16 protein-coding genes are annotated in these 18,706 nt (G+C 45.2%); all 16 read right to left on the reverse strand.

Translation table 11 applies throughout. The annotated features are described in order from the left end of the window. Positions 1-117: 117 nt before the first annotated feature. Positions 118-4,431 (reverse strand): PolC-type DNA polymerase III, encoded by a 4,314-nt coding sequence (locus KY305_RS05240; RefSeq protein WP_223061675.1) that lies wholly within the window; start codon positions 4,429-4,431, stop codon positions 118-120. 111 nt (positions 4,432-4,542) lie between these two features. After that, the gene (locus KY305_RS05245) at positions 4,543-6,237 is read right to left on the reverse strand and encodes a proline--tRNA ligase (protein ID WP_223061676.1); all 1,695 of its coding nucleotides are present in this window, start codon (positions 6,235-6,237) and stop codon (positions 4,543-4,545) included. 32 nt (positions 6,238-6,269) lie between these two features. Continuing rightward, on the reverse strand, positions 6,270-7,538 hold the full coding sequence (rseP, locus tag KY305_RS05250; protein WP_223061677.1) for an RIP metalloprotease RseP: 1,269 nt from the start codon (positions 7,536-7,538) through the stop codon (positions 6,270-6,272). A 6-nt stretch (positions 7,539-7,544) separates the two neighbouring features. Then, the gene (dxr, locus tag KY305_RS05255; protein WP_223061678.1) at positions 7,545-8,696 is read right to left on the reverse strand and encodes a 1-deoxy-D-xylulose-5-phosphate reductoisomerase; all 1,152 of its coding nucleotides are present in this window, start codon (positions 8,694-8,696) and stop codon (positions 7,545-7,547) included. Positions 8,697-8,751: 55 nt separating this feature from the next. Beyond that, positions 8,752-9,549, reverse strand: coding sequence for a phosphatidate cytidylyltransferase (locus KY305_RS05260; RefSeq protein ID WP_214799258.1), 798 nt, complete (start codon positions 9,547-9,549; stop codon positions 8,752-8,754). A gap of 3 nt (positions 9,550-9,552) precedes the next feature. Next, positions 9,553-10,335 (reverse strand): undecaprenyl pyrophosphate synthase, encoded by a 783-nt coding sequence (locus tag KY305_RS05265; protein ID WP_223061679.1) that lies wholly within the window; start codon positions 10,333-10,335, stop codon positions 9,553-9,555. Between the two features lie 126 nt (positions 10,336-10,461). Continuing rightward, complete coding sequence (gene frr / locus KY305_RS05270) at positions 10,462-11,019, reverse strand: ribosome recycling factor (protein WP_061520548.1); 558 nt, start codon at positions 11,017-11,019, stop codon at positions 10,462-10,464. A 1-nt stretch (position 11,020) separates the two neighbouring features. Continuing rightward, positions 11,021-11,743 (reverse strand): UMP kinase, encoded by a 723-nt coding sequence (gene pyrH / locus KY305_RS05275; protein WP_214799262.1) that lies wholly within the window; start codon positions 11,741-11,743, stop codon positions 11,021-11,023. A 145-nt stretch (positions 11,744-11,888) separates the two neighbouring features. After that, complete coding sequence (gene tsf, locus KY305_RS05280) at positions 11,889-12,770, reverse strand: translation elongation factor Ts (RefSeq protein ID WP_223061680.1); 882 nt, start codon at positions 12,768-12,770, stop codon at positions 11,889-11,891. Between the two features lie 98 nt (positions 12,771-12,868). Beyond that, the gene (gene rpsB / locus KY305_RS05285; RefSeq protein ID WP_223061681.1) at positions 12,869-13,606 is read right to left on the reverse strand and encodes a 30S ribosomal protein S2; all 738 of its coding nucleotides are present in this window, start codon (positions 13,604-13,606) and stop codon (positions 12,869-12,871) included. A 143-nt stretch (positions 13,607-13,749) separates the two neighbouring features. Continuing rightward, positions 13,750-14,226 (reverse strand): DUF6115 domain-containing protein, encoded by a 477-nt coding sequence (locus KY305_RS05290; RefSeq protein WP_223061682.1) that lies wholly within the window; start codon positions 14,224-14,226, stop codon positions 13,750-13,752. A gap of 27 nt (positions 14,227-14,253) precedes the next feature. Beyond that, positions 14,254-15,018, reverse strand: coding sequence for a FliA/WhiG family RNA polymerase sigma factor (gene sigD, locus KY305_RS05295; protein WP_214799270.1), 765 nt, complete (start codon positions 15,016-15,018; stop codon positions 14,254-14,256). A gap of 26 nt (positions 15,019-15,044) precedes the next feature. After that, positions 15,045-15,545 carry a chemotaxis protein CheD gene (gene cheD / locus KY305_RS05300; RefSeq protein ID WP_214799272.1) on the reverse strand — a complete coding sequence of 167 codons (501 nt, stop codon included), beginning with the start codon at positions 15,543-15,545 and terminating at the stop codon, positions 15,045-15,047. Next, positions 15,542-16,171: a chemotaxis protein CheC gene (gene cheC / locus KY305_RS05305; protein WP_214799274.1), complete on the reverse strand. Its 630-nt coding sequence runs from the start codon at positions 16,169-16,171 to the stop codon at positions 15,542-15,544. The genes cheD and cheC overlap by 4 nt, the downstream gene beginning before the upstream one ends. 15 nt (positions 16,172-16,186) lie before the next feature. Further along, complete coding sequence (gene cheW / locus KY305_RS05310; protein ID WP_214799276.1) at positions 16,187-16,660, reverse strand: chemotaxis protein CheW; 474 nt, start codon at positions 16,658-16,660, stop codon at positions 16,187-16,189. 20 nt (positions 16,661-16,680) lie between these two features. Beyond that, positions 16,681-18,705 (reverse strand): chemotaxis protein CheA, encoded by a 2,025-nt coding sequence (gene cheA / locus KY305_RS05315; protein ID WP_223061683.1) that lies wholly within the window; start codon positions 18,703-18,705, stop codon positions 16,681-16,683. Between the last annotated feature and the right edge of the window lies 1 nt (position 18,706).

An 18,706-nucleotide genomic window follows, 5' to 3' on the forward strand; every position in this document is an offset into this window, starting at 1 on the left:
AAGAGCGGGTTTCCCCACTCTTTGCCTCGGTAATCGTTAGCATTTCCAATAAAACTATACCATAACCATATATTTTATGCAAATCAATATCCATCGCAAGCCTTACTTACACGGGCTTTAAAACAGTGATAACTGGTTTTGGTCAGGCAGCGACTCCAGACAGCCGTGCCGATCTAAATACTCCAAAATGGTTTTTGACACTTTACCTCTTTTTTGAAGGTCCTCTTTAGAAAGGAATTCCCCTTCTTCACGCGCTTTCACGATATTAAGAGCGGCGTTTGTTCCAAGCCCCGGGATCGAGTTGAACGGCGGAATCAGGCTGTTGCCGTCGATGATAAATTCCGCTGCGCTGGAGCGGTAAAGATCAACCTTTTGGAAGGAATATCCTCGTTCACACATTTCAAGCGCAAGCTCTAAAACAGTGAGGAGGTTTTTTTCCTTCGGCGAAGCATCAAGCCCTTTTGAGCTGATCTCATCCATAACCGCCCTGATGGCAGTCGAGCCTTTAATCATTGTGTCAATGTCAAAGTCATCGGCACGCACGGTAAAATAAGCGGCGTAATATAAAAGCGCGTGGTGCACTTTAAAGTATGCAATCCGTACCGCCATTAACACATACGCGGCGGCGTGGGCTTTCGGGAACATATATTTAATTTTTTTGCACGAATCAATATACCAGTTCGGTACATTGTTATTTTTCATTTCTTCTTCCCATTCAGGCGTGAGGCCCTTTCCTTTACGGACAAACTCCATAATTTTAAAGGCCAGTGACGGCTCGAGGCCCTGATAGATCAGGTAAACCATGATATCGTCACGGCAGCCGATCACTTCACTGAGTTCACACGTATTATTGTGGATCAATTCCTGGGCATTGCCGAGCCATACGTCAGTTCCGTGGGAAAGGCCGGAAATTTGGACAAGCTCAGAAAACGTCGTCGGCTTTGTATCCTCAAGCATTTGCCGTACAAACCGCGTTCCGAATTCAGGAATACCGAGCGTTCCCGTTTTACAGCCGATTTGTTCTTCGGTTACACCGAGAGATTCAGTCCCTTGGAATATTTTCATCACTTCGGGGTCATCAGTCGGTATCGTTTTCGGGTCAATACCGCTTAAATCCTGAAGCATACGGATGACTGTCGGATCATCGTGCCCTAATATATCAAGCTTCAGCAGGTTGTCATGAATGGAATGGAAGTCAAAGTGAGTCGTTTTCCATTCAGAGCCCGTCGCATCCGCCGGGAATTGGATCGGTGAAAAATCGTAAATATCCATATAATCCGGCACAACGATAATTCCCCCCGGGTGCTGTCCGGTCGTTCTTTTGACGCCTGTACAGCCCTGCACGAGGCGGTCGATTTCCGCGCCGCGCATATGAAGATTGTGATCGCCCGCATAGCCTTTCACATACCCGTAAGCCGTCTTTTCCGCAACGGTGCCGATCGTTCCCGCACGGTACACGTTATCTTCACCGAACAGCACTTTCGTGTAGTTATGGGCATGCGGCTGATACTCACCTGAGAAGTTCAAGTCGATATCGGGTACTTTGTCACCTTTAAAGCCTAAGAACGTTTCAAACGGGATATCATGTCCGTCCTTTTTCAAAGGAGTGCCGCAAGACGGGCAGCTTTTATCCGGAAGGTCAAAGCCTGAACCGACTGAGCCGTCATTAAAGAACTCGGAATACCTGCAGCTCGGGCACACATAGTGCGGAGCAAGCGGGTTTACTTCAGTGATTTCCGTTAACGTCGCCACAAGTGACGAACCGACCGATCCCCGTGAGCCGACAAGATAACCATCATCGAGTGACCGTTTTACAAGCTTATGAGAAATAAGATAAATAACGGCAAAACCGTGGCCGATAATGCTTTTCAGCTCTTTTTCTATTCTCGCTTCCACAATTTCAGGCAGTTCTTCGCCATAAATGCTTCTGGCGCGCTGGTAGCTCATTTCACGAATTTCTTCATCGGCGCCTTCAATTTTCGGCGTGTACAGATCATCTTTAATCGGTTTGATGTCCTCAATCATCGAGGTGACTTTTTGCGTATTCGTGACGACGATTTCTTTCGCTTTTTCCCCGCCTAAAAAGGAGAAAGCGTCAAGCATTTCATCAGTTGTTCTAAAGTGCACTTTCGGCAGTTCATGCCGGTTTAACGGATTGGCACCGCCTTGGGAGGAAATTAAGATCTTCCGGTAAATTTTGTCCTCATCGTTTAAATAGTGGACATTTCCCGTTGCGACAACGGGCTTATTCAATTTCTCACCGAGCTTGGTAATATTCGTGATGATTTCTTTCAGCGCTTTTTCATCACGGACGAGCTCAAGCTGCAACAGATGCCTGTATACTTCCGGCGGCTGCACTTCAAGATAATCATAGAAGGAAGCGATATCTTCGACCTCTTCAGGCGATTTTTGCATCATGCCTTCAAAGACCTCTCCCCTGTCACAGGCAGAACCGATTAAAAGGCCTTCCCGGTATTTATTAAGCTGTGACCTCGGAATGCGCGGCACTCTGTAGAAATAGTGAATATGAGAAATAGATACAAGCTTAAACAAGTTTTTCAGGCCGGTTTCATTTACGGCAAGCAATGTTGCGTGATAAGGTCTGGATCTTTGGTAAGCATTAGATTGCCCCATGTTCTCATTCAGCTGATCATGATAATGAATATCTCTTTCGGCGGCATCTTTCAGCATTTTTAACAGCAGGTAGCCTGTCGCCTCTGCGTCAAAAACCGCACGGTGGTGCTGGGTTAATTCAATATCAAATTTCTTACATAACGTATTTAAACGGTGATTTTTAAATTCAGGGTAAAGGAAACGCGCAAGTTCGAGCGTATCAATGACCGGGTTTTTCGCTTTTTCCGTTTTCAGGAGACGTTTGTACGCCACATTTAAAAATCCCATATCAAAGCTTGCGTTGTGTGCCACAAGCACATCATCGCCGATCCATTCCTTGAAATCCCGCACTACATCAACAACATCCGGAGCGTCACGAACCATGTCATCCGTAATACCGGTAAGTTCAATCGTCGTTGCCGACAGCGGGTGATGGGGATTGGCGAATGCTTCGAATTTATCTATGATTTCTCCGCCTCTTATTTTGACTGCCGCAAGCTCAATTATGGTATCGTATACGGCTGACAAACCTGTCGTTTCAACGTCAAATACGACATAAGTATCTTCTTCAAGCAGACGATGTGCAGGGTTGTACGCGATCGGAACACCATCATCAACGATATTGGCTTCCATCCCGTAAATCATTTTAATTCCGTGCTTTTTCGCCGCGGCATATGCATCCGGGAAAGACTGTACGACAGCATGGTCTGTTAATGCGATCGCTTCATGCCCCCATTTTTTTGCCTGTTCCACAAGCTTTCCGATGCCCGTTACGGCATCCATTTGGCTCATCGGAGAATGCAGATGAAGCTCGACCCGTTTTTCGCCTTCAGGGGCAGTATCTTCACGGGTTTTTGCTTTTACTTCATTCACATCGTTTGCAATCATGACGAGGTCTCTGACAAACGTATCATTTTGGATGCTTCCCCTTGCTTTCACCCACATGCCTTTTTTCAGCGTTTTCATTAAAGCGGCGTCTTCTTTTTCTCTTGCAAACATTTTAATTAAAATGCTGTTTGTGTAGTCAGTAATTTTAAAAATACAAAGCGTGCGTCCGCTTTTCAGCTCACGTGTTTCGGCATCAAAAACATAGCCTTGCACCGTAATTCTTCTTTCTTCATCCATGATGCTGTCAAGCGTCCGAATCTCTTCATTTTCTTTAATTTGGTAGCCGATGACAAGCGGTCCTGACGGCGCCTGGTCCTCATCGCCCTCTTTCTCCTTCTTCTCCATTTCGATCAGAGCCTGCATTGCCCGCTCTTGGTCTTCGGCAAGCTTTTGCTCCCGGAATTTCTGCACTTCTTGGTCAGACACAAAAATTTCCGTATCGAGCTGAAGGTCAGGAAAGCCAAACTGGCGGTAGCTTTGCTGGATAAGTGAGCTGTATTTATTTTTAAGGGCCGATGCTTCTGTATCGGTTTTTGTTTTGACGATCAGTTTGTTCCCCATGAGCTTCGGCTTCTGCTGATTTAACAAAGCCACCATCGGCGGCGAGGTGCCTTCAAGCTCTTCAATGCAGCGTGTCCAATAATCTTGCACAAGCTCCTCGCTGACTGCCGGGTCAATGACTTTAATCGACGACGTGACGCGGGCAATATGAGCAAATGATTGTGTCAATCTCATCATAAACGCGTCATATATTTGATACGGCAAAAGAGCCTTAAAGCGAAATTGAAAATGCCAAGCCTTTTGTGCTTTATGAATTGTCAGTTTATCAATCTCTCCGTCTTCAAAGTACGTCATGAAGGTATCATCTGTCATATTAAGCTGCTGCAGAAGAATCTGAAACTGTCTTCTGTTTACTGATAACTGTTCCATTCAGACAGTATCCCTCCCTAAAAACATCATAAGTGAAGGTACCTCCGCTGGTGATGAGGTACCTTCTTTTTTCTCTATTTTAACATGGTTTTCACCAATTCGTTATGCTGATTACTTCGTCTTGATAAATTCAGACAGCTCATCCACTGAAACTTCGGCGGATTCGCCGGTTTTGCGGATTTTCACTTCAACGATGCCTTCGTCGGCACGTTTTCCGACAGTGATGCGGATCGGAAGGCCGATCAGGTCAGAATCAGCGAATTTTACGCCGGCGCGTTCCGCACGGTCATCATATAACACGTCATAGCCTTCCGCTTGGAATTTGCCGTACAGCTGTTCAGCGAGTTCCTTTTGCGCTTCATTTTTCATGTTTAAAGCCAAAATGTGAAGGTCATACGGAGCAACGCTTTTCGGCCAGATCAGGCCTTTCTCGTCATGGTGCTGTTCAGCGATTGCCGAAAGCGTTCTGGATACGCCGATTCCGTAGCATCCCATCAGCATTGGCTGCGCACGTCCGTTTTCATCAAGATATGTCGCATTCATTGCTTCAGAATAACGCGTGCCGAGTTTAAAGACTTGTCCGACCTCGATACCTTCCGCGAAACGGATCGTTCCTTTTCCGTCAGGAGACGGATCGCCTTCCTGAATGATTCGGAGGTCAGCATATTCTTTAACGGAAGCGTCCCGTTCAATATTAACGTTCCGGTAATGGCGGTCTTTTTCATTCGCACCGCTGACGGCATTCACCATGACTTTCACAGCTTGGTCGGCATAAATCTCAATATCTGAATCAACACCGACAGGGCCGATAAATCCGGGCTCCGTTCCGAGTTTTTCTGCTGCTTCTTCAAATGACGCAAGCTCAACCACTTCTGCATTGAGAAGATTTTTCACTTTTACGTCATTGACCTCATGATCTCCTCTGACTAAAACGAGAACAAACCGGTCATCCGCTTTAAACAGAATAGACTTGATGCAGGCACTCGGCTCGATTTGTAAGAAAGCAGAAAGTTCTTCAATGCTTTTGACATTCGGCGTATCGATTTTCTCGAGCGCCTCTGGTTTTTCATTTGAAGGCTCGCTGTTCATGACAACTTCCGCCATTTCCGTGTTTGCCGCATAAGGGGATTCGTCGGAATAAGCAATGGTATCTTCCCCTATTTCAGAAAGAGCCATAAACTCATGCGTGTCTTTTCCTCCCATTGCGCCTGAATCAGCAATAACCGGGCGGACGTTTAATTCGCAGCGGGCGAAAATGCTGCTGTACGCGCTGTACATGTTTTGGTACGTTTCCTCCAGGCTCTCTTCAGAAGAATGGAAAGAATATGCATCCTTCATAATAAATTCACGGCCCCGCAATAATCCGAAACGAGGGCGTTTTTCATCTCTGAATTTAGACTGGATCTGATAAAGAGTCAGCGGCAGACGCTTATAAGATTTAACTTCATCGCGCACGAGTGACGTAATCACTTCCTCATGTGTCGCTCCTAAAGCAAACTCACGGCCGTGACGGTCTTTTAACCGCATTAATTCAGGCCCGTACGTATACCATCTGCCTGATTCCTGCCATGTTTCGGCCTGCTGAAGGGCCGGCATCAGCATTTCCACCGCGTTGATTTTTTCCATTTCTTCACGCACGATCTTCTGAATGTTTTGAATGACCCTGTAAGCAAGGGGCATATAGCTGTAAATCCCGCTCGTATTTTGTCTGATAAATCCCGCTCGTAAAAGAAGCTTATGGCTTTTTGCTTCAGCGTCAGCCGGCACTTCCCTCAGAGTCGGAATAAGCGTCAAACTTTGTCTCATGTCTTCGCACCTCTGATTTGTTTACTAGTCAATTATAAGAATAAGCGCTGGATATCGTTCCATGTGACAACCAGCATAAGAAGCATTAAGAAAGCCACGCCGATAAACACAACAAATGCTTCTTTGTCACGGTTAATCGGTTTGCCGCGGATTGCCTCAATAAACAGGAATAACAATCTTCCTCCGTCAAGCGCCGGAATCGGCAGCAGGTTGACGATTCCGAGATTGATGCTCAAGAACGCAGCGAACTGGAATAAGTTGATGATGCCCGTTTTTGCAACCTGGTCTGTCATATCGTAAATTCCGACGGGGCCTGAGAGCATATCAAGCTTAAACTGTCCCGTAACCAGCTTGCCCAGATTAGTCAGGATCGCTTTTGTCACATCAACCGTTGACGTGGCCCCGTAAGAGATAGCCGCAAAAGCGCCCTTTTCAGTCGGGGCATAAGAGCCGAAACGGCCGATTGTATTTTTGTTTTCATCTTTTACCGCTTCAGGTGTAACCGAAATATGAAGCGACTTGCCATCCCTTTTGACGGCAACGTCTATTTTTTTTCCCGGATTTTCTTTTACCGCGGTAACAATATCGGTCCATGACCGCATTTTTTCTCCGTTAATGCTTTGAATGCGGTCGCCTTCTTGTAAACCTGCAGCCGCTGCGCGTCCGTTATCTGTCAGCTTCCCGAGCTCAGGCTGATTAGAAGGCACGCCTTGTATGAAACCGAGCATGACAAGAATGACATACGCTAAAATGAAGTTCATAATCGGACCGGCAGCGATGGCCTTAATCCGTTTCCAGACAGGCTTTGATCCGAATTGACGATTGTACGGCGCGATTTGCACTTCTTCTCCGTCTACGATGAAAAAAGAGGTTTGACTGACTGTAAAGCTTGACAGTTCGTCTTCTTTCCCCTGCTCGTACCCGGAAATTTTCATCTCATGCTCAAGATCAGCCGTCTCTACTTCAATAATTAACGCATCGGGATATTTTTCTTTTTGATTAATAATGACTTTCTCAACCTGGTCGTCTTTATTAAAAAGAAGCCCGACGGTATAACCGGGTTTAACTTCAATCATCTCCGGATCTTCACCGGCCATGCGGACGAAACCGCCGACCGGAAGGAGCCTGATCGTATATACGGTTTCATTTTTTTTAAATGAGAAAATTTTAGGGCCAAAGCCGATCGCAAATTCACGGCAGAGAATCCCCGCTCTTTGGGCAAGCAATAAATGCCCCAGTTCATGGAAGAAAACGAGCGTTCCGAAAATAATAATAAACGCTATAACTGTATTCACGAACATACCACCTTATGTGAGTATTGAATTGACGTATCCCCGGGTGTCTTTGTCCACTTCTTGAATATCCGCAAGACTCGGATGCTGAATCACGCTGTGACGATGCAGTGCTTTTTCAATCAGGTCCTCAATAGCTAAAAACGAAATGTGTCCGGCCAGAAAAGCAGCAACGGCCTCTTCATTCGCCGCATTTAAGACCGCCGGCATCGTTCCCCCTATTTTACCCGATTCAAAGGCAAATTGTAAGCAGCGGAACCTTTCAAAATCAGCTTTCGCAAAATGGAGGCTCCCGATCTCCCATAATTCAAGTCTTTTTGTTTCAGGGAGAGGCAGCCGATCAGGATATGTCAGCGCGTATTGGATCGGCACCCTCATATCCGGATTACCGAGCTGGGCAATGACACTTCTGTCGTGAAATTCAACCATCGAGTGAATGATGCTCTCCTTATGTAAAACAACGTCAATTTGTTCATACGGAATGTCAAACAGCCAATGCGCCTCAATGACTTCAAGTCCTTTATTCATCATTGTAGCCGAATCAATCGTGATTTTTGCGCCCATCGACCAGTTTGGGTGATTCAGCGCATCTTCAATCGTCACTGATTCAAGCTCCTGCCGTGTTTTATCTCTGAAGCTTCCGCCGGATGCTGTGATAATCAGGCGTTCGATGTTTTTATTTTTCTCGCCTTGAAGCGCCTGAAAAATAGCGGAATGTTCGCTGTCAACCGGCAAGAGAGGCACACCGTATTGTTTTGCGTGTCCTTTCACTATATGCCCGGCAGTAACGAGAGTTTCCTTATTTGCAAGCGCGATTGTCTTTTTCTGTTCAATCGCTTTTAACGTCGGGATTAATCCGACGCTTCCGAGCAGCGCGTTGACAACGATATCCACTTCAGCCATGACTGCCGCTTCAATCAGGCCTTCTTCTCCGATACCGATTTGACATTCATGAGAAAAAGACGCTTCTTTCACTTTTTGATATGTATCCATGTCGCCGACCGCTACAAATTTCGGCTGAAAGGTTTTGATCAACGGAATCGCCTTCTCGGCATTTTTGCCGAATGTCATTGAGACGAGACGAAATTGGTCTTGATGCATACGCAATACATCAAGCGTTTGCTCCCCTATTGATCCTGTTGCTCCTAAAAGACAAATATTCTTCAAAATGCCACTCCCATTCTATGCGTCCAGATCGGTCTTATTTTCATATTAGCCTTTCTTATGAAAAAAGCGCAAGCAGAAAGTATAAGAACGGCATGACAAACAAAAAGCTGTCAAATCGATCTAAAATACCGCCGTGCCCCGGCAGGATTTTCCCCGAATCCTTTACTTCATAATGCCGTTTGAGCGCTGATTCCACTAAATCCCCGATCTGTCCGAAAACAGACAAAACCAGCGTAATCAAAAGCAGAAGCGGATATGAAATCGGAAGACCTGCAAACAGCTGAAATACCGCTGTACATATGAGGGCGATAATAATGCCGCCGAGAAATCCTTCCACTGTTTTGTTAGGACTGATTTCAGGCCACAGCTTACGTTTCCCGAGCGATTTTCCGACGAAATATGCGCCGGAATCTGTCGACCATATGACAACACAGGCATAAAAAATATATAAAAGCCCGCTTGTTTCAATGTTTCTGATTTCGATAAAATAATGAAAACATAACCCGATATAAATCGTCGCGAGGACGATAAAACCGACCTCGTCAAAGGTGAAGGTGTTTTTCACCAGCACGGTGTAACTGAGCAATATCAGTACAGCGAAAATCGTCACTTCAATTTTCGCATCAAAGAAATGATATTTGCCCGGCATGATAAACAGCCACAATAACAGCAGGCTGATCAGTCCCGGAAATGAAAAAAACCTGAGCTTTTTCATCCGCAAAAGCTCAAAAAGCGCTATACTTCCCATTGCGTAAACAAATACGGTGAACGGCAATCCTCCGAAAATAACTAAAAATAAAAATAGTGCCGCCGCCAGAACACCTGTTAACAATCTTTGTTTCATTTCCACCATCCTCTAAATTCCGCCAAACCTCCGGCCCCGCTGTTGATATTCTCCCAACGCCTGTAAAAAGTGATTTTCTTTAAAGTCAGGCCACAAGACATCTGTAAAAACGAATTCGCTGTAAGCCACCTGCCAAAGCATAAAGTTGCTCAGCCTGATTTCTCCGCTCGTTCTGATAAGAAGCTCCGGATCCTGTATCGATTCAGTCATTAAATGATCGGAGAAAAGCGCTTCATCAATGTCTTCGATATTCAATGAGCCGTCTTTCACCCGCTCAGCGAGTGCTTTTGCAGCATTTACGATCTCTGTCCGTCCGCCGTAGTTCAAGGCAAAATTAAGAATCAGTCCGTCATTTTGTTCAGTATCTTTTACAGCCTTTTCTATCGCCTTGTACGTATGGGAAGGAAGCGCGGATTCATCCCCGATGATTTTCACCCGCACATTTTCCTCGACTAATTCAGGAAGATACGTGTTCAAAAACTCTTCCGGAAGCTTCATCAAAAAGTCCACTTCCATTTTCGGACGTTTCCAGTTTTCCGTGGAAAAGGCATATAGGGTCAGAACTTTGACGCCCAGCTGGTTTGCAAGCTTCGTGACTCTTTTTACCACTTTCATTCCTTCATGATGTCCGGCAATTCGCGGAAGTGAGCGTTTTTTCGCCCAGCGTCCGTTCCCGTCCATAATGATGGCAATGTGTGCGGGAATTTCACCCTTCAGTATGTCTTCTTTTGTATACCGTTCTAAGTTGGAAGCCGCATTCTGCTGATTCTTCCAATTTTTGAGTATGTTGAGCATGAGATTCCTCCGTCACCCAAAAAGGTTGCGTTGCTGATGATCAATGTTAATCAACAGTATTAACAAAAAAACCCCCTGTAAACATGAGAGGGTCTTTTCACATTATCTATTGTACAGAGTTTTTCATTAAACTTCCATGATTTCTTTTTCTTTGTCCTTTGTAACACTGTCAATTTTTGACACATATTCATCTGTCAGCTTTTGAACGTCTTCATTAGAAGCACGCAGCTCATCTTCAGTAATGTCACCGTTTTTCTCAAGTTTTTTGAGTTCATCGTTGCTGTCACGGCGCACATTACGGACGGCCACTTTCGCTTCTTCCGCGTATTTTTTCACAACTTTGACAAGTTCTTTCCGTCTTTCTTCCGTCAAAGCAGGGATGGCGATGCGGATGATTGTGCCGTCACTTGTAGGTGTTACACCAAGATCCGCTTTTAAAATCGCTTTTTCAATATCGCCGATCGCTGTTTTGTCATACGGTGTGACAACTAGCATACGAGCTTCAGGCACATTGATGGAAGACAGCTGGTTTAAAGGTGTTTGGGCACCGTAGTATTCAACTGTTACTTTATCTAATAGAGACGGATTGGCACGTCCCGCACGGACTGACGCCAATTCACGAGAATAAGCGGCAACCGCTTTTTCCATACGTTCTTTCGTTTGTGTTAATACTTCGTTTGACACGTTATTTCCCCCTTACGATCGTTCCGATTGATTCGCCGATTACGGCGCGCTTAATGTTTCCTTCTTCCATAATAGAAAAGACGATCAGCGGAATATCATTATCCATACAGAGTGAAGAAGCTGTAGAATCCATGACTTCCAGCCCGTCTTTTAAAACATCGAGATAAGATAATGTTTCGTATTTTACTGCGGATTCATCTTTTCTCGGATCGGCATTATAAACACCGTCGACATTATTTTTAGCCATTAAGATCACATCCGCTTCAATTTCAGCGGCCCGCAGTGCTGCGGTTGTGTCCGTAGAGAAATAAGGATTTCCTGTACCCGCGGCAAAAATAACGACACGTTTTTTCTCCAAGTGGCGGATGGCTTTTCTTCTGATGTACGGCTCAGCGACCTGCCGCATTTCAATTGATGTTTGCACTCTGGACTGGATTCCGAGTGTTTCGAGGCTGTCCTGCAAAGCAAGTGAGTTCATGACAGTCGCAAGCATACCCATATAATCGGCCGTCGCACGGTCCATTCCTAAGTCACTGCCTGTTTTTCCGCGCCATAAGTTGCCGCCGCCTACGACTACGGCTACTTCGACGTCAAGCTCAGCGATTTCTTTTACCTGTTTTGCTATGGATTGAATGACAGTCGGATTAATTCCGTTTCCCTGTTCCCCTGCCAATGCTTCTCCGCTAAGCTTTAAAACGATACGATTGTATTTTGGTTTTTCCATGATAACCTCCAAGTGTAAACATTGCCGTTTCCTATTATGCAAGAGAAAAAAAGGTTTGTAAATATAGTTTTAAAAATAGGGAACACAAGTTGTGTCCCCTATACTGCCTGAAAAGCGGCGAAAGATTCGCCAAGGCTTTTCACCATTATTTTTTCACTTGGTTCATAACTTCTTCAGCAAAGTTTTCTTGGCGTTTTTCAATACCTTCTCCAACTTCGTAGCGGACGTAAGTTTGAACTGTTGCGTTTTTCGCAGCCACAACTTGTTTCACTTTTTCGTCTGGGTTTTTAACGAAAGCTTGGTCTAACAGGCAAATTTCTTCGAAGAACTTGTTCAGACGGCCTTCAACCATTTTAGCAACGATGTTTTCAGGTTTACCTTCTTGAAGGGCTTGCTGAGTCAGGATTTGACGCTCATGGTTCGCTTCTTCTTCAGACACTTGGTCGCGAGAAATGTAGCGAGGGTTTACTGCAGCAACGTGCATAGCGATGTCTTTCGCAAGATCTTCATCAGATGTTCCGCTAAGAACAGATAATACGCCGATGCGGCCTCCCATGTGAAGGTAAGCGCCGAAAGCGTCGCTGTCTTCTTTTGTAAGAACGGCAAAACGGCGAAGAGTGATTTTCTCTCCGATTTTAGCAACGTTGCCAGTGATGTATTCTTCAACAGTAGAACCATTTTCCATTTTTTGTCCCATTGCTTCTTCAAGATCAGCCGGAGCGTTTGCAAGAAGGTGGTCAGCAAGTGTGTTCAGAAGTTCTTTGAAACCTTCGTTTTTCGCAACGAAATCAGTTTCAGAGTTTACTTCTAAGATAACGCCTTTGTTGCCGTCCGTTTTAATAAGCGTAGAACCTTCAGCAGCGATACGGTCAGCTTTTTTAGCAGCTTTAGCAATCCCTTTTTCTCTTAGAAGGTCGATTGCTTTGTCCATATCTCCGTCAGTCTCAGTTAACGCTTTTTTACAATCCATCATACCCGCGCCTGTTTTTTGACGCAGTTCTTTTACCTGCTGTGCAGTAATAGCCATGTTTATTCCTCCTTATATGTGTAACAAGATATGTATAGATACATTTTTCTTGAAAAAAGGTGATAAAAGGCAGTCCCTCTTATCACCTTTTGATTAGGTTACGCAGTTGTCGTTTCTGTTTCAGGTGCAGTTTCTTCAGCTACCGCTTCTTCTTCGCCTTGCTTCGCTTCCAAGATAGCGTCTGCCATTTTAGAAGTAAGAAGTTTGACAGCGCGGATCGCGTCATCGTTTGCAGGGATTACGACATCAATTTCATCAGGATCACAGTTTGTATCTACGATTCCGATGATAGGAATGTTCAATTTGCGAGCTTCCGCAACAGCGATGCGCTCTTTGCGAGGATCGATGATGAATAATGCATCAGGAAGATCCTTCATATCTTTAATTCCGCCTAGGAATTTTTCAAGACGCTCTAATTCTTTTTTCAATTGAACAACTTCTTTTTTCGGAAGTACTTCAAACGTACCGTTTTCTTGCATTTTTTCAATGTCTTTCAAACGTTTAATACGTTTTTGGATTGTTTCGAAGTTTGTCAGTGTTCCGCCCAACCAGCGTTGGTTGACATAGAACATGCCAGAGCGTACAGCTTCTTCTTTAACAGAATCCTGAGCTTGTTTTTTTGTGCCGACGAAAAGGATTTTTCCGCCTTCAGCAGCAAGGTTTTTCGTGAAGTTGTAAGCTTCCTCTACTTTTTTCACTGTTTTTTGAAGGTCAATGATGTAGATTCCGTTACGCTCCGTGAAAATGTAACGCTTCATTTTTGGGTTCCAACGGCGTGTTTGGTGACCGAAGTGAACACCAGCTTCAAGCAATTGTTTCATAGAAATAACTGACATGTGATTTCCTCCTAATAAAATGGTTTTTTTCCTCCGCTTAGGTCATTTTTGTGCAGAACTGCCGCCTGCAGCACCCTCTGCATAAATCGTTAAGCGTGTGTATTTAACACCAAGAAATAATATAACACAGCTTTATGCGACAATCAAGAATCCTTTACAGCTTTGCCGCGAAATTTTAAAAACAGCTCGATTTCCGTCTTTCCGCTTTTCATCCTTTTGGCGATTTCGCCCGGAGTGAGCCCTTGTTCGTATAAATCTGAAACCTGCTCTTCAAACGAACGCCCGCCTTTGTTTTCGTCATTTTCAGCGCGTTCCACTTCACTGATCAGCGCTTCAATATGATCCGGAATGTCAGGCTGCCGCTTTGATTCAGCGGGTTGAGGCGTGTCATTTGCGGTGTCTTCCATCCCGGCATTCGGGCTCCGGGTATCTTTGAGTCTCTCGTTTTCTTCTTTTAATTCGAGCAGAAACGCAGCAAGGGTGTTTTCCGTCTCTTCCAGTATCTTCTGCTGCTGACGCTCTGTCTCCTTAAGAGCTGAAAACCTCGTATACAGAATAATGACGGCATAAAGCAGTACGCCGTGAAGCACAAAGCTCAAAAGCCATAATAGTGTTGACATGTTTTTCACTCGCTAACCATGAGTTCATTATTGAATTACTTTTTCAAGCAAATGCTTTAATTTAAAAAGTGCCTTTGAATGAATCTGCGAGATCCGCGAAGTCGAAAGGTTCAGCACTTGTCCGATTTCGGTCAATGTCAGCTCTTCTTTATAAAATAGACTGACGACAAGCTGCTCTTTTTCAGAAAGCTCATGAATTTTTCCGGCAAGCTGAGCGATCAGCTCGTCCTTCATGATTTTTTCTTCCGGCGGCACGTTTTTGTCATCTCTGATCATTACTTGAATGTTTTCACCGTCATCCTGATCGTGCAGCTTTTCATCGATTGACAAAAGATTGGCAAAAAAACCTTCGTTCATCGTTGACACCACGTCCTGCTCCGTCGTCCCCAGCTCTTCTGCGATCTCTGAGGGCGTCACATTGCGAAGGTAGCGCTGTTCCAGTTTCTCAATCGCAGCCTCGACCTTTTTTGTCTTCTCCCGTGAAGTTCTGGGCAGCCAATCCTCTTTGCGCAGCCCGTCAATGATTGCACCGCGAATTCTAAACGAGGCGTAGGTATCAAATTTTAAATCCCGGCTGGGGTCAAATTTTTCAAGGGCATCATATAAACCAAGCATACCAAGGCTCATTAGATCGTCTTTATGCACCGATTTTGGCAGTCCGACAGAAATTCTGCCGACATGATATGTGACTAGCGGCATGTAACGGCGCATTAAATCATCACCGGCTTTAGGATCTTTCCACTCTTTCCAGCGCGACCAAAGCACCTGATCTTCATAATTCAAGGATTGCATCGTTATCCCCCTACCTCATACCTTAATTAAATCGTTGTTTCACCTTGTTTAACAGTCCGGATATGCAGCATGCAGGACTTTGGTTCAAATTCAATCGTCCGGCCGCTTGAGCCGCCCGTATCTTCACTGATGACAGGAATGTTATACAATGTAAGCTGTTCTTTAATGGCCGCTACATTTCGGGGGCCGATTTTCATCAAGTCGTTCGTCATTTTAAATTTGAACATTTCCGCTCCCCCCGCGAGTTTAGCCTTTAGAGCAAACTTGCGGCATCCGGCTTCCAGCAGCATATCAATCGTCGCCTTTACGGCAGTGTCGGCATATTTTGCCCGGTTAAGCTCTGCTGTTTTCGATAAAGCGGAATCCGGCAGCATGACATGAACAAGTCCGGCTGTCTGCTTGTCTTTATCATATAAAACCAATCCCACACATGAACCGAGACCCGAAGTCCGGATTTTCTCCGGATAACGGGCGACCTGAACGTCAGCAATCCCTACTTTTACGACGACAGCTTCCGCATGGCTCATAAAGATGCACCCAATGAGACAAAGAGTTTTTCAAATGAATCATAGTCCGGCAGCATAAACATATGGGCTTTCAGCTCCTGCCGGCTGCTCTGGTCAAAAATAGAGGTGTCCACGACAATGGCATGCTCCCCGACTTGGCTCAGCTCCATTAATCCTTCGCTGATGACCGCTCCGAACATATCAAGGGAGACTTCCGGCACGCTCGGATAAATGTCCAGTTTCGTCAAATCAGCCAATGCCGTTAAATAGGAACCTGCTAAAATATTGCCCAGCTCATGTAAGGCAGAAGAGCTTAAATGGTCCTCGCTTAACTGATCAATATCAAAATCCGGATTGCCGATCAGCTCTCTGATAAACTGTTCCGCTTGATGAAAAGGCATAATGAGAAAGATAGAGCCGGTCATGTCGCCTTCCATTCTTAAAAAGATACTGGCAACCGGCGTTTCAGCGCCGCCAAAAAAATCAGCGAGCTCATCAAATGTCAGCAATGTAGCAAACGGCACTTCCATATCTATTTTTCTATTGAGCAGCTGAGCCATTGCAGAAGCCGAGTGGCCTGCACCGATATTCCCGACTTCCCGCAAAATGTCCATTTGCTCTTCTTTGATTCCTTTAAACATACTCATGTTGTCTTAACCCCTTTAAGCATAAGGTTGATCGGGCACAGACAGCGCAGAATCTTTGTCCAGTACCGCTTGCGCATCAATAATATTCAACAGCCTGTTTTCTTGCTTTACGATCTGTTTAATCCACACATCCGCTTCTTTTGTCTGGCTTTCAGGCGCAGACTCGATTTCATTTTCATGCACGGTAATGACGTCATTGGCTTCGTCCACGACCCATCCGACCTCCGCATCACGGTAAGCGATGATAATAATTCGTGATTCTTCAGTGATTTCTTGCTCAGGCAGGTTAAGACGCTTTCTTAAATCCAGAACCGGCGTGATCACACCGCGTAAATTAATGACGCCGCGAATATAGGATTCAACACCTGGTATTCTCGTCGGTTTTTGCCACTTTTCAATTGATTTCACTTGTGAAACCGAAATCGCGTACTCTTTCCCGTTTATCATAAACACAATCATTTTTTCACCAGTTTTGATTTCCGCAGTCATGTGGGCACCTCCTCGTGTCGTTAGTAGATCAGCGCATTACAATCAATAATCAGCGCCACTTCGCCATTCCCAAGAATCGTGGCGCCGGAAATCGCAAAGACATTTGTTAAATAGTCGCCTAGTGATTTGAGTACGACTTCCTGCTGGCCGATAAAAGAGTCGACGACAAATGCAGTTGATTTATCGCCTTTTTTCACAACAATCATATGGAACTGCTCTGCGTCTTCTTTTGTATCGGTGATGTTAAACTCTTTTTTCAAGTAGACGATCGGCACGATCTGTCCTCTGAAATCAATGACTTCCCTGTCATGCGTCTGCAGGATATCCTTTTTATCAATAACTGCCGTCTCTATAATAGAAGAAATCGGTATCGCAAATGTCTCTTCTTCAAGTTTTATCAGCAAAACAGATATAATGGACAGTGTCAGCGGAAGCTGAATACTAAAGAGCGAGCCTTGTCCTTCTGCTGATTTTACACTGACTGATCCGCCGAGAGATTCGAGTTTGTTTTTAACGACATCCAATCCGACGCCCCGGCCTGAAATATCGGAAATTTGATCAGCAGTCGAGAAGCCGGGCGCAAAAATAAGTTCGTAGATTTCATTATCTTCAAGCGTTTCAGCTTCCCGGTCGGTAATCACGTTGCGTTCGAGCGCTTTTTCGAGAATCTTCTTTCTGTTCAGTCCCGCTCCGTCATCTTCAACCTCAATAAAGACGTGGTTGCCGCTGTGATAAGCCTTAAGAACGACCCGGCCGGATTCTGATTTCCCTTTACTTACGCGCACTTCAGGCGATTCTATACCGTGATCAATGCTGTTTCTGATTAAATGAACAAGCGGATCGCCGATTTCATCAATCACTGTGCGGTCAAGTTCGGTTTCAGCGCCGATGATGGACAGTTCTATTTTTTTGTTTAATTCCTTTTGAAGCTGGCGGATCATTCTCGGAAAACGGTTAAAGACCGTTTCTACTGGAACCATTCGCATATTGAGAATAATAGACTGGAGGTCTCCAGAGATTCTTGTCAGCCGTTCAACGGTTTCAGTCAATTCATTATGATCCAGCTCTTTGGCGATTTGCTCAAGCCGCCCCCGGTCAATGACCAGCTCTTCGAATAGATTCATCGAAGAATCAAGTCTTTCAATATTGACACGGATCGTTTTGGAGCCGCCGTTATGTTTCGTATGCTCTTCTGTTTTTGCAGGCTTCGGCTGTTTCTCGGCTTTTTTGGCAGGCACGGTCTTCACTGGTTCAGCAGCTTGCGGCTCTTTCGGTTTTTCAGCCGATTTTAACGGCGCGCCGACAGAAACCTCCACGCGTTCCACTTCTGAAATCCCGCTTATGATTTGCTTAATCTCATCAGCGGGCTGCTTTGTTAAGAAGCACACTTGAAAATCTGTACCGAAATCCTCCGTTTCAAGCACTTCCGCATTCGGAATCGTTTTCGCGACTTCTCCAGCTTCATTCAGCTTTTCGAATATCATGTAAACCCGCACTGCTTTCAGCATGCAGTTTTCATTGAGGGACACCTTTATTTCATAGCGGCTGAATCCTTGCTCTTCTGCCTCTTCAATGACGGTCCGTTCGAATTCATCATAATCCCATGCTGCCGCTTCCTTATTTTCTGCGGCTGGCGGTTCGACTGTTTCAACGGAAGCTGCGGTCTCATGCACAGCGTTTACGTCGAGCTTCGCGCTCACTTCAGAAATATCTCTTTTGCCGTCTCCCCCGTCAATAATGGACTGCACCATCTCTTCAAGGTGGTCAAGCGCTTCAAACAGGACGTCCAGCCATTCTGATGTAACCGCCATCTCTCCGTTGCGGATGGCGTCCAGCACATTTTCCATCAGATGGGTTAAATGCGCCAAGTCTGTATACCCCATTGTTGCGCTCATGCCTTTCAGCGTATGGGCAGCTCTGAAGATGTCATGGACAATCTGAAGGTCTGCCGGATCTTTTTCCAAAAGCAGCAGCTTTTCGTTACATGTCTGCAAGTGCTCTTTACTTTCATCAATAAAGACATCTAAATATTGATTCATATCCAAT

The organism is Bacillus sp. YC2, from assembly GCF_019891195.1.
Lineage (GTDB): Bacteria > Bacillota > Bacilli > Bacillales > Bacillaceae > Bacillus.